The organism is Nostoc sp. UHCC 0302 (assembly GCF_038096175.1).
Classification (GTDB): domain Bacteria; phylum Cyanobacteriota; class Cyanobacteriia; order Cyanobacteriales; family Nostocaceae; genus UHCC-0302.
Map to the genome: position 1 here is coordinate 1,225,651 of NZ_CP151099.1, position 25,738 is coordinate 1,251,388.

General features: G+C 40.5%; 16 protein-coding genes. 10 read left to right on the plus strand and 6 right to left on the minus strand.

Annotated elements, in window-relative coordinates; translation table 11 throughout:
• Positions 1 to 341 precede the first annotated feature (341 nt).
• The 3 genes from WKK05_RS05105 to WKK05_RS05115 all read left to right on the plus strand — a co-directional run bounded on the left by WKK05_RS05105 (position 342) and on the right by WKK05_RS05115 (position 7,870).
• On the plus strand, positions 342 to 3,830 hold the full coding sequence (locus WKK05_RS05105) for a response regulator (RefSeq protein ID WP_341528693.1): 3,489 nt from the start codon (positions 342 to 344) through the stop codon (positions 3,828 to 3,830).
• Positions 3,827 to 5,662: an EAL domain-containing protein gene (locus WKK05_RS05110; protein WP_341528694.1), complete on the plus strand. Its 1,836-nt coding sequence runs from the start codon at positions 3,827 to 3,829 to the stop codon at positions 5,660 to 5,662. The genes WKK05_RS05105 and WKK05_RS05110 overlap by 4 nt, the downstream gene beginning before the upstream one ends.
• A 705-nt stretch (positions 5,663 to 6,367) precedes the next feature.
• Entirely contained in the window at positions 6,368 to 7,870 is a 1,503-nt protein-coding gene (locus tag WKK05_RS05115; protein WP_341528695.1) for a response regulator, read from the plus strand.
• 120 nt (positions 7,871 to 7,990) lie between these two features.
• On the opposite strand, the gene WKK05_RS05120 is transcribed toward WKK05_RS05115, so the two are convergent.
• Both WKK05_RS05120 and WKK05_RS05125 read right to left on the minus strand, forming a co-directional pair.
• Positions 7,991 to 9,580, minus strand: coding sequence for an ATP-binding protein (locus WKK05_RS05120; protein ID WP_341528696.1), 1,590 nt, complete (start codon positions 9,578 to 9,580; stop codon positions 7,991 to 7,993).
• A gap of 53 nt (positions 9,581 to 9,633) precedes the next feature.
• On the minus strand, positions 9,634 to 13,017 hold the full coding sequence (locus tag WKK05_RS05125; protein WP_341528697.1) for a PAS domain S-box protein: 3,384 nt from the start codon (positions 13,015 to 13,017) through the stop codon (positions 9,634 to 9,636).
• Positions 13,018 to 13,204: 187 nt separating this feature from the next.
• Here WKK05_RS05125 and WKK05_RS05130 point away from each other — a divergent pair, with 187 nt between their 5' ends.
• Positions 13,205 to 14,371: an LdpA C-terminal domain-containing domain gene (locus WKK05_RS05130; protein WP_341528698.1), complete on the plus strand. Its 1,167-nt coding sequence runs from the start codon at positions 13,205 to 13,207 to the stop codon at positions 14,369 to 14,371.
• Positions 14,372 to 14,457: 86 nt separating this feature from the next.
• On the plus strand, positions 14,458 to 16,200 hold the full coding sequence (locus WKK05_RS05135; RefSeq protein WP_341528699.1) for a R3H domain-containing nucleic acid-binding protein: 1,743 nt from the start codon (positions 14,458 to 14,460) through the stop codon (positions 16,198 to 16,200).
• A gap of 251 nt (positions 16,201 to 16,451) precedes the next feature.
• Here WKK05_RS05135 and WKK05_RS05140 read toward each other — a convergent pair whose 3' ends face one another.
• Positions 16,452 to 17,174 carry a Nif3-like dinuclear metal center hexameric protein gene (locus WKK05_RS05140; RefSeq protein ID WP_341528700.1) on the minus strand — a complete coding sequence of 241 codons (723 nt, stop codon included), beginning with the start codon at positions 17,172 to 17,174 and terminating at the stop codon, positions 16,452 to 16,454.
• 283 nt (positions 17,175 to 17,457) lie between these two features.
• Here WKK05_RS05140 and WKK05_RS05145 point away from each other — a divergent pair, with 283 nt between their 5' ends.
• A complete protein-coding gene (locus WKK05_RS05145; RefSeq protein WP_341528701.1) occupies positions 17,458 to 18,087 on the plus strand; it encodes an SMI1/KNR4 family protein in 630 nt (209 codons plus the stop codon).
• 178 nt (positions 18,088 to 18,265) lie between these two features.
• Here the strand turns inward: WKK05_RS05145 and WKK05_RS05150 are convergent, their stop codons facing one another.
• Together WKK05_RS05150 and WKK05_RS05155 are read right to left on the minus strand one after the other, a co-directional pair.
• Positions 18,266 to 19,081, minus strand: coding sequence for an SGNH/GDSL hydrolase family protein (locus WKK05_RS05150; protein WP_341528702.1), 816 nt, complete (start codon positions 19,079 to 19,081; stop codon positions 18,266 to 18,268).
• Between the two features lie 297 nt (positions 19,082 to 19,378).
• Positions 19,379 to 20,647 (minus strand): tetratricopeptide repeat protein, encoded by a 1,269-nt coding sequence (locus WKK05_RS05155; protein ID WP_341528703.1) that lies wholly within the window; start codon positions 20,645 to 20,647, stop codon positions 19,379 to 19,381.
• Between the two features lie 223 nt (positions 20,648 to 20,870).
• Here WKK05_RS05155 and WKK05_RS05160 point away from each other — a divergent pair, with 223 nt between their 5' ends.
• Entirely contained in the window at positions 20,871 to 22,019 is a 1,149-nt protein-coding gene (locus tag WKK05_RS05160) for a DUF711 family protein (RefSeq protein ID WP_341528704.1), read from the plus strand.
• Positions 22,020 to 22,101: 82 nt separating this feature from the next.
• Here WKK05_RS05160 and WKK05_RS05165 read toward each other — a convergent pair whose 3' ends face one another.
• Complete coding sequence (locus WKK05_RS05165; RefSeq protein WP_341528705.1) at positions 22,102 to 22,770, minus strand: 2OG-Fe dioxygenase family protein; 669 nt, start codon at positions 22,768 to 22,770, stop codon at positions 22,102 to 22,104.
• A gap of 381 nt (positions 22,771 to 23,151) precedes the next feature.
• On the opposite strand from WKK05_RS05165, the gene sfsA reads away from it, so the two are divergent.
• From sfsA to WKK05_RS05180, 3 genes are all read left to right on the plus strand, one after another.
• Complete coding sequence (gene sfsA / locus WKK05_RS05170) at positions 23,152 to 23,874, plus strand: DNA/RNA nuclease SfsA (RefSeq protein WP_341528706.1); 723 nt, start codon at positions 23,152 to 23,154, stop codon at positions 23,872 to 23,874.
• Positions 23,875 to 23,889: 15 nt separating this feature from the next.
• Positions 23,890 to 24,375: a gluconokinase gene (locus tag WKK05_RS05175; RefSeq protein ID WP_341528707.1), complete on the plus strand. Its 486-nt coding sequence runs from the start codon at positions 23,890 to 23,892 to the stop codon at positions 24,373 to 24,375.
• Between the two features lie 641 nt (positions 24,376 to 25,016).
• A complete protein-coding gene (locus tag WKK05_RS05180) occupies positions 25,017 to 25,631 on the plus strand; it encodes a hypothetical protein (protein WP_341528708.1) in 615 nt (204 codons plus the stop codon).
• Positions 25,632 to 25,738: the final 107 nt, after the last annotated feature.

Sequence of the window (25,738 nt, forward strand, 5' to 3'; positions counted from 1 at the left end):
ACCCAATATTGTAGCTTAATTGTTCAGTTTCTCCACATAGAGCTGGCATTGTTAATGAGTATAAAAATATTTTGCGGTTAATCAAAAAAAATTGTTGATACACTGCTAGATGAAACTGGGCAAACTAAGGTGTTATAACAAAATTTAAAGATTAAGTTTTGGAGGAACTCAACTAGTAAAACAAGTATAGTAAATAAGTTTTAGTAGCATATCATACTCAAGTTATGGATATGCCTTATAGCTTTGGGTGTGAGAAAGAGTACTTACCCTGATATTTTGAATGTAGCTAACTGAGATGGCAAAAGCATCCCAAGTTTAGTCTTGGGAAAAATTAAACAACAATGTTATCCAAACTTCAGCCTATCAAATTTCTCAATCGCTTAGTTGGCAAAATTTATGCCAAGATGCCCATTAAATATGTTCTAATTTTGCCCTTTGTCTTGCAAATTTGCGGAGCAGTGGGACTTGTAGGCTATCTTTCATTTCAAAATGGACAAAAAGCAGTAAGAGAGCTTGCTACTCAGTTAGAAAATGAAATATGCGATCGCATTGAACAGCATCTCAATAGCTACTTAACAACTCCTAAGCAAATTAATCAAATCAATTGGGATGCGATTGAGCTAGGTTTACTCAACGTTTCTGACTTTAAAACTACCGGACATTACTTTTGGAAACAAATGCAGGTTTATAACATTGGTTACAACAACTTTGCCAATTCCAAAGGTGAATTTATCGGTATTGAACGCCTAGATAATGGCAGGCTATTGATTAATGAAGTAACTAAAAAGAACGGCATCGGTAAACTTTATGTTTACACTACAGATAACCAAGGAAATCGCCGCCAGATTCAAGAAGTTAAGAATTACGATCCTCGTGTAGAAGCGTGGTACGCAGATGCAGTCAGGTTAGGCAAACCCGTTTGGAGTCCAATTTATCAATGGAAGGATAAGCCAGAAATTCTATCTATATCTTCCAGCTATCCTCTTTATGATGACAGTAACACACTAATCGGAGTGATTGGGGTTGATCTGATATTGTCCCAAATTAACAATTTTTTAGCCAACTCTAACATTAGGCAGTTAGGCAGAACCTTTATTTTAGAGCGTTCTGGGCTAATAGTCGCTTCTTCTAGTAGCGAGCCATCATACACAGTCATTAATAGTCAGGCGAAACGTCTATCAGGATTAGATAGTCAGGATTCCTTAATTCGCCTGACAACCCAGTATTTGGTCAAAAAATTTGGCAGTCTAGGGTTCGCTGTAGGTAAACAACACCTAAGCTTTACCGCTGATGGAATACGTTATTTTGTGCAGCTAAAAAGTTGGAAGGACGAGCTAGGTCTTGATTGGCTCATAGTAGCGGTGATTCCTGAAAGCGATTTTATGGAGCAAATTCATGCCAATACTCGTATCACCATCCTGCTATGTATAGCTGCCTTTTTAGTAGCAATAGAAATCGGCATTCTAACTGCTCGCTGGATAATTAAACCGATTCAGCAATTAAATATATTAGCCAAGAAAATTGCTGACGGAGAATGGGAGCAGACAACAGAAATTAAGCGCTCCGACGAAGTGGGGGATTTAGCCAAGTCATTTAACATTATGGCGAAGCAACTAAAAGAATTATTTACAGCTTTACAAGTAAAGCATGGTGAGATGAAAGTCTTAAATGAAGAGCTATGTAAAAGCCAAAGTCGTCTGACTCAATTTCTGGAAGCCATGTCAGTAGGTGTGTTTATTACAGATAGTCAAGGTAAACCTTATTACACAAATCAAATAGGACAGCAGATTCTTGGTCAAGGAGCAGTCACTTCAGCTAGTGGTGAACAATTGTCAGAAGTATATCAAGCTTATGTTGCTGGAGGTGATCAACTCTATCCGAGCGATCGCCTACCGATCATCAGAGCATTGCAAGGAGAAAGCGCCAAAGTTGATGATATAGAAATTCGCCGATTTGACAAGATTATTCCAATTGAAGCTTTAGGAAAGCCAATCTATGATGAATCGGGCAATATTGCTTTTGCGATCGCCACTTTTTTTGATATCAGTCAACGCCAAGAAGTAGAAAATTTATTAGCAGAATATAATCGCAATCTCGAAGCTCAAGTAAAAAAACGTACAGAAGAATTCCAGCAAGTTATCGAGCAGCTGCAAATCACCCAAGAAGAACTGATTCGGTCGCAAAAAATTGCCGCACAAGGACAACAAGCAGCCGAGCAAGCAAACCGCGCCAAAAGCGAATTTCTCGCCAATATGAGTCACGAACTGCGTACACCACTCAACGCCATTCTTGGCTTCACACAAATCATGAGCCAAGATGGTTCTTTATCCAATGAACAGCAAGAAAACTTGTTAATTATTAATCGTGCAGGCGAGCATCTGCTCAACTTAATCAACGACATTTTAGAAATGTCTAAAATCGAAGCTGGCAGAATTACATTGAATCTCATCAGCTTTAACTTAATTCATCTGTTAGAAAATCTAGAAGAGATGTTGCGGTTGCGTGCTGCATCTAAAAACTTACAACTAGTGTTTGAATATGCACAAAATATTCCCGAATATATAGAAACTGATCAAAGTAAACTGCGTCAAGTCTTGCTAAACCTTCTAGGAAATGCAATCAAATTTACTGATACTGGAAAGGTGACGCTGCGCGTGAGAATGGGGACTGGGGACACTTCTCTACGAGAGGCTGCGCCAACGACAAGCTCAGTGCATCGCTGGGAACTAGGGACTGGAAAAGAATCGAACCTATCACGCCAGTCCGCTCAACGGGGGGAACCCTCCGAAGTTCTGAGCAGAGGAAGCCTCCGCTCAGACTTCTCTCTGCACGCAGCTGGCTCCCCAATCGCCATTATCCCTTATCCCCAGTCTCTAATTTTCGAGGTACTAGACACTGGTTGCGGTATTGCTAGTTCTGAAATTGACTTGCTGTTTAAAGCTTTTGAGCAAACAGAAAGCGGCAGAAAATCGCAACAGGGTACTGGATTGGGTTTAGCAATTAGTCGCAGATATGTGCAACTCATGGGAGGAGATATTACTGTAAGTAGTACTCTGGGTGTAGGTAGTACATTTGCCTTTGATATTCAGATTGGTCTAGCTTGTCCTAGAGAAATCCCAAAAAACCAAAGTAGATTTCAAATTCTTGGTTTAGCACAGGCTCAAAAAAAATACCGCATTTTAGTAGTTGACGACGCCAGAGAGAGCCGATTGTTGTTAGTTAAAATCCTGACATCTATGGGCTTTGAAGCTAAACAAGCTAAAGATGGTGTGGAAGCGATCGCCAATTGGGAATCTTGGCAACCACACTTGATTTTTATGGATATGCGAATGCCAGTCATGGACGGCTATGAAGCTACAAAGGAGATTAAGGCGAGAGAGAAAGGCAAAGAACAAATCTCAAATTGCAACACTATTATTATTGCTCTAACTGCCAGCGCTTTTGAAGAAGAACGACAGAAAATTTTGTCAATCGGTTGCGATGATTTTATTCGCAAGCCATTTACACAGGAAGTATTACTAGAAAAACTTAGTGAACATCTGGATGTAAAATATGCCACCCGAGCAGAAACCGTAAACAAAGTAACTGTCGCTCAACCTAAACAGAGGGTTGTTAGCAAAGCCGAACTGCTAGGACATTTATCGCGGATGTCGCCTACATGGCTGGGAAAAATACATCTTGCCGCAGCCAGCTGTAGTGATGACCTAATTTTAGAATTACTCAAACAAATTCCACCTGATAATGTTCAAGTTTTCCAAGTTCTCACAGATTTAGCAAACAACTACCAGTTTGAGAAAATCATGGAATTGACCAGAACGAGCGCAGAATGAATTACGAGCGGTTAGAAGCTGATAAAAAAGATATTTTGCTCATTGACGATATGGCAGTCAATTTGCGAGTTTTATCTGCAATCCTAGCAAGGGAAGGATATAACGTTCGCAAAGCTTTGAACTGGCAAATGGCATTGACAGCTTGTCAAACAGTATTACCCGATTTGATATTACTCGACATTATGATGCCAGAAGTCGATGGCTATGAAGTTTGCCAGAGGTTAAAAGCGAGTCAGTTAACTGCGGATATTCCAGTAATATTTATTAGTGCTTTGGATGACGTTTTTGACAAAGTTAAAGCATTTAGTGTAGGTGGTGTAGACTATATCACCAAACCTTTCGAGTCTGAAGAAGTTTTAGTGCGTGTACAAAATCAATTAGCATTGAGAACAGCACAATTAGAAATATTGAAACTCAACGCTGAGTTGGAACAAAGGGTACAACAGCGCACTTCGGAGCTAGAAAAGGCTTTGCATAAACTCCAAGGAGAAGTTACCTACCGCAAACATCTGCAAAGTAAATTGCTAGATATAGCATTACACGATTCATTGACTGGGTTACCAAATCGAATTTTGTTTATTAGGCGATTAGAAAAAGCTCTAAATAGTGCTAAGCAAGAACCCAATTATCATTTTGCTGTATTGTTTTTAGATTGCGATCGCTTTAAAGTTATTAACGATTCCTTGGGACATCTGGTGGGAGATGAATTGCTTAGGGCGATCGCCCGTCGTTTACAAGCTTGTCTAAAACCTGTTGATACTTTAGCACGATTAGGTGGTGACGAATTTGCAATCCTCCTAGAAAACCTCACAGATATTAGCATAGCGATCAAACTTGCTGAGTCCATTTTGCAACAGCTATCACTCAGCTTTCAGCTATCCAGGTATGAAGTGTTTATGAATGCCAGTATTGGCATTAGTTGGGGCAATAAAGATTATGATCGTCCAGAATATTTGCTGCGGGATGCTGACACAGCAATGTATCGCGCTAAAGCTCAAGGAAGAGCCAGGTATTACGTTTTTGACCCAGTCATGTATCAGGAAGCTATTCAGATTTTAGAACTAGAAAATGACCTGCGAAGAGCTATTGAACGGCAAGAATTCCTCGTTTACTATCAGCCAATTATTTCCTTAAGTACAGGTAGAATTTCTGGTTTTGAAGCATTAGTGCGCTGGCAACATCCAATTCGTGGTTTGGTTTCTCCTATAGAGTTTATTCCCGTGGCAGAAGAGACAGGTTTAATTAATGCTATTAACACTTGGGTATTACGGTCAGCTTGCCAGCAATTAAGCATTTGGCAACATTATCCAGTGACGCCAGAACCTTTAACTATCAGTGTTAATTTGAGCGCAAGATTATTTTTGCAACCTGATTTACTAGTACAAATTGACCAAATTATTGAAGAAACTAAAGTAAATCCTGCTTACTTAGAATTGGAAATTACAGAAAGCGTAATTATGGAAAATAGTAATGCAGTCAGAATAATTCTCCAGCAATTAAAGCAGCGAAAAATGAAGTTAGTTATGGATGACTTTGGTACAGGCTATTCTTCTTTAAGTTACCTGCACAGTTTTCCTTTGAATGCGCTTAAAATTGATAAATCTTTTGTCAAACGTATGCAGGAAAATCAAGAAAACATGGGATTAGTACCTGCAATGATTGGCATTGCTGATTCTATGGGGATGGTAGTGATTGCTGAAGGTGTGGAAACAAAAGAACAGTTATTGCAATTGAGAAGTTTAAACTGTAATTTTGCTCAAGGATATTTTTTTGCTAGACCGTTGGAGCAACAATCGGTTATCAAGTTGCTTGCTGCGTCCCCTCAATGGTGATTGAAGAAGAATACATTCGTCAAAATTCAAGAGCAAAGCCAAAGACGCTCCGCGAAAGCTAGTCGCTCCTCTATGGAAACCAAAAAACCGCGTTAGCTCACCGCAAAGCTAATGCTTTAGTGGCGTGTTTCACTATTTATTCATTCACCCGTAAGACTCCAATTCATACTTAATTCTGGCAACTAGACGCCAGGTACTTCAAGTTGGCAAGCCCTTCGGATTCGGCAGTCCACGACGCTCCTCCGTCACTAACGGCGGCAAAGCCCTTACGGGTTTAGTAGTCCCTCAACTTGGGAAGACCCCCAAGATCGGGCTGCTTCACCGCCCAACGCATTGTCTACTCCTGAATTCTTTTTTAATAGTCTGCGCGTGCTATCTACTATACTTACGTAAGAGGGCTATCAGGTTAGCAAAGCTCTAAATAAGTGAATGGCTTTGAAAAGTTGTGAAAATCTTGTACTAAATTTAATTTTGCTAAAAAGTAGTCAGGAGGAGGCAGTGTAATCGCTGGAAGACTATTTAGAGCGGTGTATTTTGTGGACGCATAAGTAAAAAAATTAATAATTAGTTCAAATAAATATTTATACCAATTCTCCAAAATTAAGCTAAAGATGGCAGCCTGAAAACTCAGATTAAATTTAACTTTCTGAATTATAAATTGGTATTATTATACCCACTGCTGATAAATATAGATTTAATTAAAAGATGGATATCAATCAAAATAACCAACATAAAGGAAACATTTTGGTGGTCGATGATACCCCAGATAATTTACGTCTTTTATCGGCAATGTTGACTGCACAAGGTTTTGAAGTTCGGAAAGCCTTAAACGGTAAAATGGCTCTGACCGCCTGTCAAATGGTTGTGCCAGATTTGATTTTACTAGATATTAATATGCCAGAAATGGATGGCTATGAAGTTTGTCAACAATTGAAAGCCAATGAGAAAACTTGCGAAGTTCCAGTAATTTTTATTAGCGCCTTAGATGATATTTTAGATAAAGTAAAAGCTTTTGATGTTGGTGGTGTTGATTATATTACCAAACCTTTTCATGGCGCAGAGGTCGTATTGCGAATTGAAAATCAAATAAATTTACGTTTATTCCAAGTTAAACTTAAAGAAAAAAATATCTTACTACAGCAAGCTTTAGATAACTTGAAAGCTGCTCAAGTCCAACAAATTCAGAATGAAAAGATGGTAGCGCTAGGGCAGTTAGTGGCAGGAATAGCTCATGAAGTGAATAACCCCATCAGTTTTATTTATGGGAATCTTCAATATGCTGGTCAATATGTGCAAGAGTTAGTCAATATGATTGAGGCTTATCAACAAGAATATCCCAAACCTGCACCAAAAATTCAACAAATAGTTAAAGATTTAGACTTAAATTTTGTGATTAAAGACCTGCAAGATTTGATAGGTGCTATGTATAGAGGATCTGATCGGATTCGAGAAATCGTACTAGCATTACAAAACTTCTCTAGGCATGATGAAGCCGAAATGAAGCAGGTGAATATCCATGAAGGTATCGATAGCACTTTAGTGATGTTACAACATCGATTTAGGGAAACAGTAGACCGACCTCATATTGTTGTAGTAAAAGACTATGGCGAATTGCCTGTAGTAAGCTGTTATGCAAGTGAACTAAACCAAGTATTTATGCATCTCTTGAATAATGCTATCGATGCAATAGAAGAGACATTTGTCATTAAGAGCCAGTTACGTGCAGAGAGAAGTCGGAGCGCCGACTCGCGGCACTCTGACCTTCTCCCAAAGGGAGACGCCAAGAGCGAACGGGGGATTTCTCCAGTGGAGCAATCTGGTGTTATTTTGTCATCATCAGAAGATAAAAAACAAACAGAAAAGTCTGACACCCAGCTTTCTGCAAGCAGAACTTCTCCTATGGTTGACCGGAGGCGAACGGAGGCAACTCCACAGATTCGAATTCGCACAGAGGTAAAAGATTCTAATATTGTCAGGATTGCGATCGCTGATAATGGCCCTGGTATAGATGAATCGTTGCGATCGCGTTTATTTGATCCATTTTTTACCACAAAACCTGTAGGTAAGGGTAGTGGCCTAGGATTATCGATTAGCTATCACATTGTCGTCCAAAAACATCGAGGACAGATTATCTGTATCTCATCTCCAGGACACGGAGCAGAGTTTGTAATTGAGATTCCCATCAAACAACCTGAGACTAATTCGTAACGATACTCCGCCCCGCTACGCTAACGTAATTCGTAATTCATAATTCGTAACGATGCTCCACTAACTTAATTCGTAATTAATACTAATCTGGGCAAGCGAAAGAATCTGACCAACTGCTAATTACTTTGATAGGCTCAACGGTAATTTAACTGTAAAATTTGTCCAACCTTGAAAGCTTGTAACTTCTATTGTGCCTTGGAGACATTCTACTAGCTTTTTCACTAATGCTAAGCCTAATCCTGTTCCCCCATGCTGGCAGCGATCGCTTTGAGGAATCCGGTAAAATGGCTCAAATATTCGAGATTGTTCTTTTACTGGAATTGTCACACCAGAATTGCTAATTTTAATTTCAAAGTATGGGGTTTTCTTATTAAGAGTAAAATTAGATTCAGCATCTTCATTAATTAAACTTGTTGTCGTGTAGCTCAACTGAACAGTTAACCTAATCTGTTCATCAGGAGAAGTATATTTGCAAGCATTATTGAGTAACTCTGACACAATTTGAGTTAGGCTAGCCAAATCTGAAATTAGAGGTGGTAAATTTGGGACAATGCTAACTTGTAAATTTTGTTGCTGAACCTGAGTCCGTTCTTGAAAACACTCGACAACGTGAGGCAGCCAGTCTTGGAGTTGAATTGAAGTTAATTCTAATGGATAAACGTCTGCATCAATCATTCGCATATTCAGCAAATCGTCCACCAGATTTAGTTCCTGTTCGCACTGGTCACGCAAGATACTTAAGTAGTGGACTACGGACTCAGATGCAAAAACCGACTCTGAACTCAAAATGCCTTCTTGAGTTAAAGCATTTTCTAGCATATAAATTGCCATTTTGATGTTTAACAACGGCGTTCGCATTTCGTGAGAAGTAGTTGCTAAAAAATCCTCTTTCAACTGGTTGAGCCGTTCCAGTTCTGCCACTTGAATTTCTAGTTGCCGATTACGTTCAATTGTAAGATGAGGTTCATAGGTCAGTCGCCGTTGCGTGTCATCTCGAAAAACCATTACAGCTCCCGTAATTAAGCCACTATTGTCTCTAAGGTGAGTAGCGCTGTCAGCTATGGGAATAGTTTTTCCGTTTTTGCCAATCAGTAGAATGTGATTGTTAAGATAGACAGTATTTCCTTGTTCCAGGGCTGAGATAATCGGATTTTCTACAGGAAGCTTAGTTTGTTCATCAATAAGTTTGATTACCTCATTTAAGTTCCGTTCCTTTGCTTCATTCAATCGCCATCCTGTTAATGCTTCAGCTACCTGATTCAAGTATTTGACACGTAACTCAGGATCAACCACAATTACTCCGTTGCCCATTTCTCGAAGCACAGTACTCAAAAATTGCTCACGTTCATAACGACTGAGTGCTGTTTGAATGGCGACGTACAGTTCTTGCTCCCTGATAGGTTTAAGGATGTAACCAAAGGGTAATGTTAGCGTTGCCCGCTCTACGGTACTTTTATCAGAATGTCCTGTGACGTAGATGATGGGAATTTGCAGACTATTCCAAATTTGCTCTGCTGCTTCGATACCGTCCATTTCACCCCGTAGCCGGATATCCATCAAAATCAAGTTTGGGCGAAGCTCCGTAGCCTTTTCAATTGCTGCTTCTGCAGAATCTACAATATCTGGAACAGTATATCCTAGGGACTCTAAACTTTCTTGTAAATTGATAGCAAGGATATACTCATCCTCAACAACTAGGATACGAACCATCTTGGTTGTTTGGATATTTGATGAGATGCTTATCATATTTAGCCCCTGATTTTTTAAAAAATTATTTTAAATTTTGTTCCCTGATGAGAGTCAATCTCAAGCTTTCCTCTTAGCTGCTTAACTAAACCATGCACAAGGTTTATCCCCAGTGTTTTAGCTTTTTTACTATCAAAGTTTTCTGGAAGGCCAACACCATTGTCTTGAATAATTAGTATTAGCTTACCCTGCTGTAACCCCAACATCAAAGGTTCGCATTCTTGATAAAACCTGACCTGAATTTCGCCTCCACAATTACCGGGAAAGGCGTATTTCAAAGCATTGGAAACTAGTTCGTTGATAATCAAACCGCAAGAAATGGCGGTTTCAATGTCCAGGCTAGCATCATCTACTTGAATATTAAGTTTTATCTGGCTTGAACTGACGTTATAAGAATCGAATAAATGGGTTGTTAAATCCGGAATATATTGAGCGAAATCAATATCAGCTAAATCTTCAGAGCGGTACAGTTTTTCATGAACCAGGGCAATCGAAGCTATTCGGTTTTGGCTATCCCGGAGAATTACACTGGCTTGAGAATCTTGTATACGTCTAGACTGCATCTGAAGCAAACTACTTACAATTCCTAAATTGTTCTTGACACGATGGTGAATTTCTTTGAGTAATACCTCCTTTTCTTTCAAAGATGCTCTAATTTGTTCCTGTGCTTGCTTTTGTTCAGTAATATCTTGGTGGACAGCAACCAGAACTTTTCCATATTCAGGATGCCCAAAAACGGTCGTCATTGCGCTACTCCAAAATGGAGTGCCATCTTTCTTAACGTTCTGGACTTCATAATTTGCCTCACCATGATGCAATACGGCAGTCCTAATCGCCTGATTAACTTCTTCGGCAGTGGTATATTCATCTGCATAGTTAACAATCGATACATGGTGACCTATTAGCTCACCAGGATCATAACCAAACATCTGGTCAAATTTAGGATTGGTATAGACAATTACGCCATCATCGGCTCTAACTAAGCAAATTCCCTCAGCTATGTTCCGGGTAATGACTGCTTGCAGCTCTAACATCTGTTCAGCGCGTTTGCGATCGCTAATATTAATGCTATTACCAACGATGCGATAAATACGCGCGTTTTCGTCTCGTAGGGGAGTCAAACTGGTTAGCCACCATGTTTCCTGCCCTTTGAAAGGTAAGCATTCCTCATAGGTAATAGTTTTGCCAGCCGAGACGCAATCTTGATAATGCTGCCGCACAATCGCTGCCATAGTGGGAGCAAGGATTTGCTCCGGGGTCTTGCCCTGTAATACATGAGAATTTAAGCCGGTGAGCCTTTCATGGGCAGGGTTTACACCCACGAAGCGAAAATCATCATTTAAAACATCTACAACAAAAATTGCTTCTCCAACACCATCGTAGATACTGCGTAAAAAGTTCTCCTTTTCTTGAAGCGCTTGCTCTGCTAGTTTGCGATCGCGCAGTGCAGCTTGTTGTTCGCTAACATCAATTATCACACCTAGCATCCGTATGGGTTCGCCAGCTTGGTTGTAGATACCGCGCCCTTTACCAATCAGCCAGTGTACCCCGCCATTGGGATGAATAACTCGATATTCAGCTTCATAATTAGTATGCTCTGTCAGCGCTTTAAATAAAGCTTGTTCAACTCGGTCAACATCTTCTGGATGAATAGAATTGCGCCATAGTTGATATTCAGCTACTGATGTTTCTGGGAGCAATCCTAGCAAGCGATAATGCTTATCATTCCAAGTGACTTCATCTGTTTGAATATCCCAGCCCCAACTACCGATGTGAGTAAATTCTAATGTTAGCCTCAGATGTTCTTCACTTCTGGCTAAAGCTTCTTCTGTCCGTTTACGTTCGCTGATATCTGTGACTCTTACCAAATTCATCACCTGCCCAGCAATTTTGATTTGTTTGGCTGCGATGTTTCCCCAAAAGCAATTGCCTTGTCGAGTCAAGTATTCAATTTCTCGATTCCAAACCCTTTGCTGGTTAACTTCTTCCAAAATGGTAGTTAATTCATCGGGAGGAAATGGTTGTTTTTGTAGAGTTTGAGCCTCAATATTAATTAGTTCTGCCTTACTAGAGACATCAAACAGCTTCACAGCGCGATCATTACAGTCAGTTATTAGTAATGTTTCTGCATTCACCAGAAAGATGGCATCAGTAGATTCATTGTAGATAGCTTCTCGCAGGTCGCGGCTCTTGATGATTTCTAACTCAGTTTGTTTACGCTCTGTAATATCGAGAATAGCTCCTAACAGCTTAACTGCTTGCCCGCGAGGATCACAAGCTATCTCTGCTTTCGACTCAAGGTAGCGCACTGAGCCATCGGATCGAATAATTCGATATTCAACATTAAAGGGGGTTCTTTGAGCGATCGCCTCTTGGAGGCAAGTTTGCCACAGTAAGCGATCGTCTGGATGAATCATCTGGAGAAATTCAGCTTCGGAGGGTTCTGATTGAGTTGGATTTAAACCAAAGATGCGAAAGGTTTCGATTGACCAATCTCGCTTCTGAGTTTCTAAGTTCCATTCCCAACTACCCACATGAGCAATCTGTTGAGCTGTGGCTAGTTGCGCTTCCCGTTGTCGGAGTTTTTCCTCAGCCTGTTTGCGGTTGCTGATATCTGTTACTCGTACCAAATTCATCACCTGGCCAGCAACGTTGATTTGTTTGACTGCGATGTTTCCCCAAAAGCAATCGCCTTGTCGAGTCAGGTATTCAATTTCTCGACTCCAAAACCCTTGCTCATTAATTTCTTCGACAATGCTGGTTAACTCATCAGTGGTGAAGGGTCGTTTTTGCAGTATTTGGCCCTCAATGTTAATCAGTTCAGCTTTGTTAGAAGCTGCAAACAATTTCACTGCTCGTTGATTACAATCAGTAGTCAGCAATGTTTCTGTATCCACCAGAAACAGAGCATCAGCAGACTCGTTAAAGATGGCTTCTCGTAAATCTCGGCTGCGAATAACTTCTAACTCGGCTTTCTTTTCGCTACTCTCGGTAGTAATTTCCGTATCCATCCAGCAGTTTGCCGCAAATGATGCAGGTGTCACAACAGCTAGCACCTGTCCTTGATGATCAACCACGGGTAAGTGGCGAATTCGATGTTGATAAAATCTTTGCCAGACAGCAGAAATATCCTCAGCTTCCGTCTCACTTAAGGTAATAACAGGTTGAGTCATCAATTTAGCAACGCTTGTATTTGCCAATGGAACAGCATTGGCGATCGCCCGAACCACGTCTCGTTCAGTGAAAATGCCAACTAGCTGTTGCTGCTCTAAAACCAGCGCACAACTTGCCTGGGTTTGATTCATCAAATGAATCACGTCAACCAATAGCATATTTCCGACAACTTTTAGCAATGGTTGTTGACAATTTTCATTAAATAGACACAGTTTAGGAATATCCATCTGAGCGATTCCTTTTTTATTTACCCCATTCAACTTTAAGGTGGGTATAAATGAGCAGCAAGGGTTAGAGGAGCAGGAGGGTTTTCTGTACCAATAGTCTGATTACCCAGAATTCCAGATGAGGAAATCCGTACTTTTTATCGATTACAGGCTACTCTTTTCAGTCGCATAAACGCATAATAGAAATGTGACTGATCTGTTCGCCCCTTTACAATCTCTCAAACAAGGTCACTGGTTCAAGCTCATCTGCGGAGCTAGTTTCCAGCATCTTCCTGCGGTCAGAAGTTTAACATTAGCCTACACTTTGGCGGGTGCTGACTGCATAGATGTGGCAGCTGATCCAGCGGTGATTGCCGCAGCGCAAGCGGCGCTACAAGTAGCCAGAGGTCTAACTAGGGATGCCCAGGAGCGAGGCTTTGGCTACAAAGGCAACTTACCCTTTTTAATGGTCAGCCTAAACGATGGAGAAGACCCTCATTTTCGCAAAGCAGAATTTAATGCCACTGATTGTCCTACAGACTGCCCTAGACCCTGTGAACGGATTTGTCCGGCACAAGCAATCGTTTTTAACCCGATAAAAGACGATTTTTCGGGAGTTATCTCCCAAAAATGCTATGGCTGCGGCCGTTGCATTCCAATTTGTCCGTACGATATAATTTATACATCATCGTATATGTCAACGCCAGGAGCGATCGCGCCATTGGTAATGTCAACGGGAGTAGATGCCGTAGAAATCCATACAAAAGTAGGGCGGTTGGCAGAATTTCAGCGATTGTGGCAAGCAATTTCACCGTGGGTAGATAAATTAAAGGTAGTAGCCATCAGCTGTCCAGATGGGGAGGGGATGGTTGACTACCTACGTGCATTGTATGACCTGATTACCCCGTGTCCTAGTACGTTAATTTGGCAAACCGATGGTCGCCCAATGAGTGGTGATATTGGGGATGGCACTACTTTAGCCGCGGTGAAATTAGCACAAAAAGTTTTGGCAGCTAAGTTATCAGGATATGTGCAATTAGCAGGTGGTACTAATAGCTACACCGTTGCCAAGTTAAAGGCAATGGGATTGCTGCAAAGAGAGGCAGAGAGGCAGAGAGGGAGAGGGGTAGAGTGGAATTCTTATTTCCCCCCCTCCCCCCATCCCCCACTCCCCCCCTCTATTTCCGGGGTCGCCTACGGTAGCTACGCCCGTGTACTGTTGTCACCAATTCTGGAGCAGTTAGAGAATAAGGAGGTGAGTAACACTAGTGTTAAGGCGACTGTCCGCCTTGAAGACGAACCCGAATTACTCTGGCAGGCTGTAGGGCTTGCCCATTCTCTCGTTTCCCAGCTCAAGTCACAGCAGGAGCGCTAATTGCTCGTTCTGGAAAATTTCCCAGGGCGGGGGTTCTCCTCTATGCAAGTGTCCTCGCTATCTCTAAAAACGTCACCATAGAAAGCATGACGATTACAGACGATCTCCAAAAGTTATTAGACATTTTGCCCCAAGACCTGCGACAAGTACTAGAGAATCATCCCCAACGAGATAGTTTAGTTGAAGTGGTCTTGGATCTGGGTCGTCGCCCAGAGGCTCGCTTTCCCAATCAAGCTGAGTATCTGAGCGAAATACCCGTTACTCAAGAACAGATAGATGATTGCATTAGGCGAGTCGGAATTTTCGGCGGAGATAATCGCGCAGGAATTGAGCAAACTTTGCATCGGATCAGCGCCATCCGTAACCGCACCGGTAAGATTATTGGCTTGACCTGTCGCGTCGGTCGAGCGGTATTCGGAACCATTGGCATGATTCGCGATTTGGTAGAAACTGGTAAATCGATTCTCATGCTGGGACGTCCGGGCGTGGGCAAAACTACGGCTTTAAGAGAAATTGCCCGTGTTTTAGCGGATGATCTTAATAAGCGTGTAGTAATTATCGACACCTCTAACGAAATCGCCGGGGATGGTGATGTTGCTCACCCTGCGATTGGTCGCGCTAGGCGGATGCAAGTGGCTCATCCAGAACAACAGCATCAAGTGATGATTGAGGCAGTGGAAAACCATATGCCAGAAGTCATTGTGATTGATGAAATTGGCACAGAACTGGAAGCTTTAGCAGCTCGTACCATTGCTGAACGCGGTGTGCAATTGGTAGGTACTGCCCACGGTAATCAGATAGAAAACCTGATTAAAAACCCCACCCTGGCTGATTTAGTTGGCGGTATCCAAGCTGTGACTCTGGGAGATGACGAAGCTAGACGACGCGGCTCTCAAAAGACCGTTCTAGAACGTAAAGCTCCTCCTACCTTCGAGATTGCTGTGGAAATGTTGGAACGGCAGCGCTGGGTAGTACACGAAAGTGTTTCTGACACAGTAGATAATCTGCTTCGGGGACGCCAGCCTAGCCCACAAACGAGAACTGTTGATGACCACGGCAAAATCTCAGTTACGCGCCAGTTAGCTGTTGTCAACGGTCGCGGTGGACAAGTGGCAACAGCAGAAGAATCTTTCGCTTCAGGGCGAGGATCTAACGGCTGGCGTGGATCTGGACAAATGGTTGCACTGCCGCCATTGCCTATAGAACGGGAACGGGTGACTGGGCGAAGCGAGTTTGACCGCTTGCTGGATGAATCCTTCAACTACCCGGAGAGGGAGAGCATTGATTTTAGTGCCACGAGACAGCCGGGGCCAAATGGCGAAGATTTACCACTGCACATTTATCCTTATGGTGTTAGTCGCCATCAGCTAGAACAGGTAATTAGCGTACTAACTTTGCCAGTAGTCTTGACAAAAGATATTGATAGTGCTGATGCAATTTTAGCACTGCGATCGCACGTCAAAAACCACGCCAAATTACGGCAAATGGCAAAAGCTCGTCATGTACCCATCCACATGATAAAATCCAGCACCATTCCTCAGATTACCCGTGGTTTGCGGCGGTTGCTGAACATGGATGATCCAGAAATCGCCGATGACCGAGAACTGCAACTGTTTTTACACAGTGGCAGCGATGATGAGATGGACGCCCTCGAAGAAGCCAGACTTGCCGTTGAGCAAATTGTGATTCCCAAGGGACAGCCAGTTGAGTTATTGCCCCGTTCTCCCCAAGTTCGCAAAATGCAGCATGAATTGGTAGAACATTATCGACTCAAGTCGCATAGTTTTGGCGAAGAACCAAATCGTCGTCTGCGGATTTATCCGGCGTAAATTTCCCCTACACCCCTCTTTGTTAGCAAAGAGGGGTGTAGGTTGTTGTATCTGAATGTGGATGATTTTTCTTGAAATGGAATCAACACACATAGAGTTGTGTAGGGGCAATTTATCAAAAAAAACCCCTAGTGTAAACCAGGGGCGAATAAAGTCGGTTTCTCTCTGCATGGAATGTTTTTGACTTGCTCACCTTAGCAAGCCTTCACTATGCAAATGTGCCATCTTGCCAAACAAAAAACTCGGTATATTTATTCAGGGAATACAATCACCTCTAAACTAGACCAGCGTTCTTGTAGCAGGCCGGCTAGTGTACGTAAACCCCAGGCTTCGCTACGACGATGACCAATAGCGATCGCTTCTATTTTAGTTTCTCGCATCGCCTCAAGAGCTGGCTGTCGAAATTGTCCAGTGATGTAAACGTCTGCACCACGGGCTGCCGCTTCTCGTACTAATGCATCTGTATTTGCACCAACAACAGCAATTTGTGTGACATCAGTATGAATTGCTGCAAGTACTTGCTCTTGTCCACCAAAAACTTGAGTTACGCTATTGCACAAACATCCAAAGCTTTGAGTTGGTATTTTTCCAATCATTCCAATTGGTCTGTTTTCTTTCTCTCCCAACACTTCTAAATCAGACATACTCAATACTTGAGCTAGGCGGGTATTGTAACCCATCGTTAAGCACTCATCAAACGGCAGATGATAAGAAATTACCCCAATATCGGCAGGAAGTAGCCCAGCTTCTAACTTCCACGGTCGATGTAAAAATAGTGTGTCTAAACTTTGGGTACTCGCCCATTTTTGTAACTGTATTCCTGGTTCAAGTGCTAACCCCAAACGTCTCACAGAACATGGAGATGGTAAATATATACCTCCTCTTTCACTTGCAGGAAAGCGATCAACAGCAAAGAAGCGATCAAGAAATGCTGTTATCTCTTCTATAACAATTGATTTGCATTCCGGCGTCATGAATATATGCTACAAGTAAAGCTCTTCGATTAGACAAGAATATTAATATTAATACTAAACCAAACTGCTGTACTTTTTGACTACATTGTTAGAACATTTGTATTCCTGATGGAAACAGCGTCATCCTACAATTGTAGGTAACGTAAGTTTTTGGCATTAGCGACTAAGATTATTAAATTGTTAAATGTATTTGTTGTGTAGAACCCTCTCATATTAAGATGCCAAGTGGATTACTGAGCAAGTAGACATAAATAATTTTTATAAATACATTGATTTACAAGAGATGGAAGAGATATTAAATAGAATTGAAACATGGTTTGAGCATTATCTACCAGAAGTCTTAGCAACTTTGAATAATGGTGCAACTGAAAACGAAATTAAAGTATTAGAAAATCAAATAGAAACTCAGCTACCAGTTTCATTTACTAAATTTTACAAGTGGCATAATGGCCAAAAAAATGGAAGTTATCCAGGACTTTTTTATGGTCTGGAATTTATGACATTGGAAGAAACAGTTAAAAACTGGAAAGTGTGGAAGGAACTTATTGATAAAGGGATAAATGGCGTTATTCTTGGAGAATCTCATATACCCGGAAAAATTAAAGCAATGTATGCAAATAAAAAGTGGATTCCATTCGCTTACGATTGGGGTGGAAACCACTTAGGCATAGATTTAGACCCTGGTGTTAAGGGTACAGTAGGGCAAGTGATAAATTTTGGTAGAGATGAGGATACTAAATTTGTTTTTGCCGATGATTTACAAACATTTTTAAATTGGTTTATTACTCAGTTAGAATCAGGAAACTATATTATCAGTCTTGATGAAGATGGTAAAAAATTTTTTAGTACTAAAAATCCCGAAATGACACATTTTCTTGATTATTGGAAAATTACTGTTCAAGGACACCTTTAATATATACAGCAGAAATCATAAGTCAGAAGTAAAACAGTCTTCTTACTTGGTTTTGATAGCTAGTTTTTGTGCTTCGCCAAACTGAAATCTGCTGTATATTATCTCCATTTAGCTAAGAGCTAATAATAGCGAAATAGCTCTATGGTAGGTGAGCGTAAACAGTTGGCTAGAGAGTAGTTTACGGAACCAGTATCGAACGAGATTTGATTATCCCTGCCTCTTGAATCGCTGAAAAAGCAGTTTCCCCTATAATACGATGAGCGGCAGTTGTCGGATGAATACCATCCCAAAACAAAAACTGCTCTGGGTTTCCACTGGGTGTAGAGCCAGACAGACACGAACTAATGACATTAGTGAAGCCAAACGCTGCCGGATTTGCGATCGCGTTTTGATACAGTGCATTAGCATCTAAAGCTGCAATCTGAAGCTCAGAATTTTGGTGGCTTAGCACTTTCAGGGAGCGTCTCAAGCCTTGATTATGTGCTTGTGTTAATGCACTGAGATAGCCAGAATTCGCACTGCTTCTCGTCGCAGGTAAGTGTCCTAAATCTGGTAAATTTGCCACTAGAACCTTTTTCGCACCTACATTAGTAAGAGCAGTCAATGCATTCATAACATTGTTAACAGGGATAGTTGCACTATCTACACCTTGCAAATAATCATTTGCTCCTGCCCATAGCACACATAAAGCATCTGAATTGATTTGTTTTTGTGTCTGTGTAAACGATTGCACTTGATTTAACAAGCTAGGTACAAAACTGTTGCCAACATTGCCACTAGTCGCCCCTCCGTAAGCAAAATTGTTAGTTTGCTGAGAAGACAAATGCAACTGTTGGGCAAGATACTCAATCCAAACCTTTCCGTTAGAGTAACGCCCTTGAAAATAAGTTGAATTAGGGGGATACATTCCGCCTGTCGCTCGGAATACCATACCTGCATCCGAAAGACTGTCCCCAAATACATAGAGGTTTGTGATGGGATAAGTTTTATTCATGAATTTTCTGAGTACACCGTGATCGAAATCAACAGAGCATTCCCTGTTGTTAAAAACCAGTTTTTTCTTGTGTTAAATTTTTCTGCGAGCTGCAAATATAACAACTCACGCTAACTAAACTTTAGTTGATAGTTACTTTGACTGATTAAAAATTGACCTGCTAATTGAGAACTTCTCTAGGCTAACAAGCTAATTTCAGGACTAATGAGTGAAACCTGATACTTTCAGGTGTGGATTTTACCAATTGTCGCATTGCCGTAGGATACTTCCTATTTGCGGGAAATTCCATCTCATCTATTATCTGCCGCGATCGCGTTCTAAATCATCAATCACTTTTTGCAAATACCACTCTTCTGACATCCCCGGATAGTAATCCTGTTTCTGTTCAATCATCCGTTCGGCAAGTTCCCAATATCCTCCTACTAGTCGTAATAGCCGCTGACGTAGCAAAGTATATTTCTGTCTTTTTGATTCAGGACTAAATTTTTGAATTTTTTCCAGACTTTTTAAAACTTGGTGGTAATTTTCCCAGTCTTCTTGTTCACAAAAAATACTTGCCGCCCGTTGATAATCTTCAATAGCGCCTTGCATTTCTTCTAAAAGCGTATAAGCAATGCCGCGGTTGTAATAAGCTTGGGCATCATTCGGATTGACTTGTAGTGCTTGGCTGTAATCTTGAATTGCATCGAGATAATTGCCCATTGCCCGATAAACATTGCCTCTGGCAACATATACTAAGACATCTTTGGGTTGTATCTGGAGTGCTTGATTAAAATCAGCGATCGCTCCTTGATGATCACCTAAAGAAGAACGTGCTTTACCTCGGTTACGATAGACAATTGCATCTTGAAAATTTAATTGCAGTGCTTGATTAAAATCAGCGATCGCTTCTTGATAATTACCCATTTTGCAACGTACTACCCCCCGACAGCAATAAGCTTGGGCATCTTGCGAATCAGCTTGCAATATCCAGTTTAAATCTGCGATCGCCTCGCGCGTATTTCCTTTTTCAGCTTTTTCTAATAATTGCTTGAAATAATCATTTGTAGATAAAATTGGCGTATTTTTGGCCACAGGCTGCTCAACAGCAGGTTTTTCGGGCGATTGTAGCTGTTTAATTTTTTCTAGACAGAGACGACAATTCTCCTTATCCTGTTGTTCTAAATATAATTGTGCAGCTTTTTTAAAATTGGCGATCGCATCTTGAATATATCCCTGTTTGCGCCGTACTATCCCTCGCAGATTATAAGCAGCCGCATTATTTAGATTAAGACGGATAGCACGTTCTACATCATCTAGCGCCCCTGGCAAGTTTTTCAGCACCAACCTTGCCAATGCACGCCAATAGTACGCCTCTACACTTTCAGGATTTAGCTTAACGACTTCAGTATAATCTGAGACAGCTTGCAAAATCGCGCCAGAGTCATAATATGCCAAACCCCGTTGTAAGTAGGCTTCAGGAAAATAAGGTGTCAGTTGCAAAGCACGATTAAATTCCTCAATAGCTCCAGCGTAATCTTGTTGCTTAGCTTTTTCTAATCCTCTATTGTAGAATTCTTCACTCATGGCGTTTTCTATTGACTCAGTTAGTGGAATTCCAAAATGCACTAATCCTTATATTTTAAGTATTGTACGTGACTTTGATTCATTTCTTATTTTCAGTGAAACAAAACTAACACGCCACTATAAATTTTTATAAATAGGATACGCCAGGTTTTGGAGTTACATTTAGTCCAAAGCTGCTAAGAATTAGTATGAGTACTATTACTAATTATAATATGTTATCTCAATGAAAATCAGAACTATCACAACAGGAATCTCGCTTCAATCCCCAAAAGAAATAGAAAAAATTAGACAAGCTGCAAAGTTCAATCAGCAAGTACAGATTATCTTTGAAGAACAGGGATATGAAGTGCAAACAACTAGAATAGCCACTAATGCTTGGGAAGAATATCTAGCTACTTCGTCAAAAACCGAAATTCTCAGTGAAATTCAAACTCTAGAACAGCTTTGCCAAAGCCTTGATATCAACTTTTTCAATATTGGTTATGCCAACCAACCCGAAAGCATAGATATCATTCCAGATATTAACAAAAGTACATCGATTATTTACTGTTCAAGCAAAATTGGCGATAGAGACAGTGGCATTAACTTTGAAAATGCCTTTGAATCTGCAAAAGCTATTAAACGTATTTCTGAAGAAACTGAAAATGGCTACGGTAACTTTCGCTTTTGTGCTTGGGCGAATTGCCAGCCAAGTATCCCCTTTTTCCCTACAGCTTACCATATAGGTAATACATCCTTTGCTATAGGTTTAGAGCTAGGTGATTTAGTAATGCAAGCTTTCACACAAGCTCGTAATATACAAACAACAGAAAAAATTTTGCAACTCCTATTAGAAGTAGAACTAAATAAAATTGCAGTTATTGCTGAAAAAATATCTGAAAAATTTGCTATTGAATATAGAGGCATTGATACCTCTCTTGCACCATCCTTGGATAAAGAAAATAGTATTGCTTTTGCTTATGAAATATTGATGAACGGCAAGTTTGGACATCAAGGAACACTAGCTATTTCTGGAATGCTGACTCGTGTATTGAAAAGAGTATCAGTAAAAATATGTGGTTATTCTGGCCTTATGCTTCCTGTTTGTGAAGATGTTGGTTTAGCAGCTAGGGCTAACGAACAAACCTATGATATTACAAATCTATTACTCTACTCAGCAGTTTGTGGATGTGGCTTAGATACAGTTCCGATTCCAGGCGATATAGCAATAGACAAGATTGCAGCATTATTAATTGATATGGCAACTTTGGCTATCAAGCTAGATAAACCACTTTCAGCCCGATTATTTCCAATTCCAGGTAAAAAAGCTGGAGAAATGACTACATTCAATTCCCCATATCTAGTTGATTGTAAAATATTTACACTCAACTAAGTAATAAGATATCAAGAAAATGAAGTTTACAGTGGCGCTCTAGCGCCACTATAAACCATTCTTTATTCTTTTTTGACAACTCTTACTCCGAAAGCAAGCTAGGAGAAGTCAAAACAAAAACATCCCTACTTCCTTGAACATTATTTTGTGGTTTTATTGGAGTAGTGAAGTGGAAAAAATCATGATCATTAACCAATAATAGCTCTCCCGGATTTAAAGTTTTACTAAACACAGGCTTTTCTTTTTTGGCAGTATACAAGTGTGTTTCTCCACCTTGAATATTGTCTCTGTCAACAGAAAAAATGCCAATAAAATCTGTGCCATCTTGATGGATACCTTCAGGTGCTGGATTACCCAAATTATTTGGTGTACAAATAGTTCTGATTTGATGTACTCCGATTTCAGCTTCGGGGTGAAGTTTACATGAATCACTAAATGCTAAGACAAGATTTTTAAATATATCTAGTTTGATGAGTGCATCATCTAATTCTGTAAACTCTCTTTTGACATCACCTACTAATGGATTATATTTTTTGCTCTGAAAGAGGTAACCATGAGGTAGTTTAATTATCTGTTCGCCAGAGATGATGAATCGAGATAGTCTTCTTGAGCGATAATTGCCTTTAATATAAGGGTCAACAGGCATATTATTAAAAAATACCTTGAACCCTTCTACATTGATTGAATTTACCTTTCTTAGAGTGAATAGAAAAGCATATTCTAATTCTGTTGATCCCAATAGTTCTTGCATAGGATTAACCTCCTTGCGTATTTAAATTTTCCCGAATTTTCCTTTATGGGAGGTTTATACTATCAAGTATATGCTACTTTTTATTAAAATGTCGTAAAGCTGACTACAAAAATGGTCAATTCATGATATAGACAAAACTTCTGCCTAGAGACGTAATACTAATTTCTAGTTAGTATTTCGTAATTGAGAAAGTCTGATTTTATCTGGGTTTCCAGGTTTCAATCTGTAGCGTTCTTTTCGATAATTGGTATATTTTATGGCTTCTTAGCAAAGCCTGCTTTAGCAGGCATATTTTAATCAAGCTTTCGTGTTACTCAGCTATTCACAGGAAAAACTACAGCAAAATCGACGTATATTTACTAGCAGCAATAAGGTTTCATAATGATTGATTGGCTTTACCGCTACCCGCCTTTGTATCCTGGCATTCTGCTTAAGCGTTACAAGCGCTTTTTTGCCGATGTTCAACTTACTTCTGGCGAAGTAGTGATAGCACACTGTCCAAATACAGGCCCAATGACTGGTGTTTCAACTCCCGGTAGTGCAGTACAGCTTTCTAAAAGCGAGAATCCAAACCGCAAATTGGCTTACACTTTAGAACTGATTCAGGTAAATGATACTAAGCCGACTTGGGTAGGTGTGAATACTCTATTGCCGAATCGAGTAGTTAAACTAGCTTTGGCAAAATATCTTTTCCCAGAATTGGGTGACTATAGCCAAATTAAGGGCGAGGTGGTTTATGGGCAAGATAAAAAAAGTCGGGTGGATTTTTGGCTCACCGGAATTGACACTATCCCAATCTATTTAGAAGTAAAAAACACAACTTGGGCGCAGGAGAGGTTGGCACTATTTCCCGATACTGAGACAACGAGAGGACAAAAGCACTTGCGGGAATTGATGGTATTGTTGCCTCTAACTCGTGCGGTGATGCTTTACTTTATTAATCGTGGAGATTGTACTGAGTTTGCTCCTGGTGATAGTACAGACCCTATATATGGTAAGTTATTGCGGGAAGCGATCGCTCTTGGTTTAGAAGTACTACCCTGCCGCTTTGATGTTTCTCCAGAAGGTATCCGTTATTTGGGTTTGGCAAAGCTAAAAATTTGAATTGGGAATTTTGCATTGGTTATTTTGCTCATGGGTGTATCTGGTTCCGGTAAAACTACCATCGGTCTACTGCTGGCGGACTCCTTAAACTGGGAATTTAAAGATGCTGATGCTTTTCACTCACCAGCGAATATTGAGAAAATGCAGCGTGGCATCCCCCTGAGTGATGCTGATAGGATGCCTTGGTTGCAAGATTTGCAAAGAGCGATCGCTCAGTGGTTGCACGATAATAAAAATGTAGTCTTAGCCTGTTCTGCACTTAAAGCTAGCTATCGCCAGTTTCTAGTATTGGATAGTGAACGGATTAAGATAGTTTACCTAAAGGGTTCTTTTGAGGTCATTCAAAAGCGGTTGCAAGAACGCCATAATCACTTTATGACTGAAAAACTTCTTAACAGCCAGTTTGATACCCTTGAAGAGCCGTCTGATGCAATTCCAGTAGATGTTTCAGAACCACCAGAGACAATAGTAAAACATCTAAGAACTTTTTTAGGAATTTAGTTAAGTAGCTGAATATTAAAAAATTGCGACTTTCATTTCAATATTGTTGCCAATTTACAAGGATTCAGCGCTTGTAAAAACGGGATGAATACGACAGTTTGAAGATTTGTTTAGAGCAGAATAACTACATTCAGATTTTTATCCAACGGAAAATTAAAAGGCATCGTTACTCTCCCATTCATTGCTAGCATTGCTATTATTATGTGGTTAAACTTAACGCATTGCCGTAGCGTTTATTTGCGGTAGCAGTGATAGGATATCAAACATGGGCTTGTTGTAGCTTTTGAGTTGTCGTTGTGAGAGACAACAACTCTAATACATCAGTTCTACAGCGGATTTCAAGTTGATGAAGTACACAATATAGGTCTTAGAGTCAGGTAGAAAGCCTGTTTTGATTCCCAATTCTGATGCCAAGTCTCAAGCGTCTCCGGCTTTGCTACTTAATTCTGAATTCTCCTATATCTTCTTATTACTCTTTTTTTTGGCTAAGGTGTTGTCATACGGAATGCCGTTATGGACAACGAAAAATCAACCATTTTCAGTCCCTGTTTCCGTTTTACTCCTGATCTCGGCTCGAACTCTATCTAGATTTTGGAGATAACGTTATAATGGTTACAAGCATCTACTTAGTAAGCAAGCAATTGAAAGGAAAAACTTGTTATCTAGCAAGCCTGATCGGTATTACCGCTCTTGTCATTAATGCTACTCCTGCCGTGGCAGTGGAACTCGTATACAGCAGTCCAGGCAATGTCAGTAAAATTCAAGGCTTAGTGGTTGATGGCATCAATTATGATGTTACGTTCAAGTATGATTCATTCTTGAATATATTTGGCTCTCCGAATAGCTCAAGTTTTAATAAACCTACTTTTTGGGATAATAGCCAAACAGCCCAAAAAGTTGTTGACAACATTGCATCTTTGCTGAACTCTCAAAAAACCGTACCAACAAAAATTAATAATTATCCATCAGCTCTGGTTGCATATCGAGGAGTTGTCGCCTCCGACGGGTCTCTGTTTATTGTTAGCAAAATCGATAACTATATTACAAGGTGGGATAATTTTAGAGGAGAGAGTCAAGACATTTTCACACAGGGTAATGAACAAGCAAACTATGCTATATTCAGCGTCCAAGAGCCATCGAAGCCAGTTCCCGAAGCAAATTTTGAGACTGGTGCAGTGGTGGCTTTTTTGTTAGGTGGTGCGAGTACTCTTAAAAAATACGGTGAAAAGGTAAAAGGGAAAGGAGCAAGGGAGTAATGCGATTTTGTTAGGTAGGGCAAAAAACGAGTGATGTCTTCTCTTAGAGAGGCTTCTACTGCCGGAGATGCTTTGTGCATTTTTCAGGCTGGAGTATCAGCCGCTTG

Excerpts from the sequence above, each read along its gene's own strand:
- WKK05_RS05105 (WP_341528693.1), top strand. The coding sequence starts at position 342 with ATGTTATCCAAACTTCAGCCTATCAAATTTCTCAATCGCTTAGTTGGC.
- WKK05_RS05110 (WP_341528694.1), top strand. The coding sequence starts at position 3,827 with ATGAATTACGAGCGGTTAGAAGCTGATAAAAAAGATATTTTGCTCATT.
- WKK05_RS05115 (WP_341528695.1), top strand. The coding sequence starts at position 6,368 with ATGGATATCAATCAAAATAACCAACATAAAGGAAACATTTTGGTGGTC.
- WKK05_RS05120 (WP_341528696.1), bottom strand. The coding sequence starts at position 9,580 with ATGGTTCGTATCCTAGTTGTTGAGGATGAGTATATCCTTGCTATCAAT.
- WKK05_RS05125 (WP_341528697.1), bottom strand. The coding sequence starts at position 13,017 with ATGGATATTCCTAAACTGTGTCTATTTAATGAAAATTGTCAACAACCA.
- WKK05_RS05135 (WP_341528699.1), top strand. The coding sequence starts at position 14,458 with ATGACGATTACAGACGATCTCCAAAAGTTATTAGACATTTTGCCCCAA.
- WKK05_RS05140 (WP_341528700.1), bottom strand. The coding sequence starts at position 17,174 with ATGACGCCGGAATGCAAATCAATTGTTATAGAAGAGATAACAGCATTT.
- WKK05_RS05145 (WP_341528701.1), top strand. The coding sequence starts at position 17,458 with ATGGAAGAGATATTAAATAGAATTGAAACATGGTTTGAGCATTATCTA.
- WKK05_RS05150 (WP_341528702.1), bottom strand. The coding sequence starts at position 19,081 with ATGAATAAAACTTATCCCATCACAAACCTCTATGTATTTGGGGACAGT.
- WKK05_RS05155 (WP_341528703.1), bottom strand. The coding sequence starts at position 20,647 with ATGAGTGAAGAATTCTACAATAGAGGATTAGAAAAAGCTAAGCAACAA.
- WKK05_RS05160 (WP_341528704.1), top strand. The coding sequence starts at position 20,871 with ATGAAAATCAGAACTATCACAACAGGAATCTCGCTTCAATCCCCAAAA.
- WKK05_RS05165 (WP_341528705.1), bottom strand. The coding sequence starts at position 22,770 with ATGCAAGAACTATTGGGATCAACAGAATTAGAATATGCTTTTCTATTC.
- sfsA (WP_341528706.1), top strand. The coding sequence starts at position 23,152 with ATGATTGATTGGCTTTACCGCTACCCGCCTTTGTATCCTGGCATTCTG.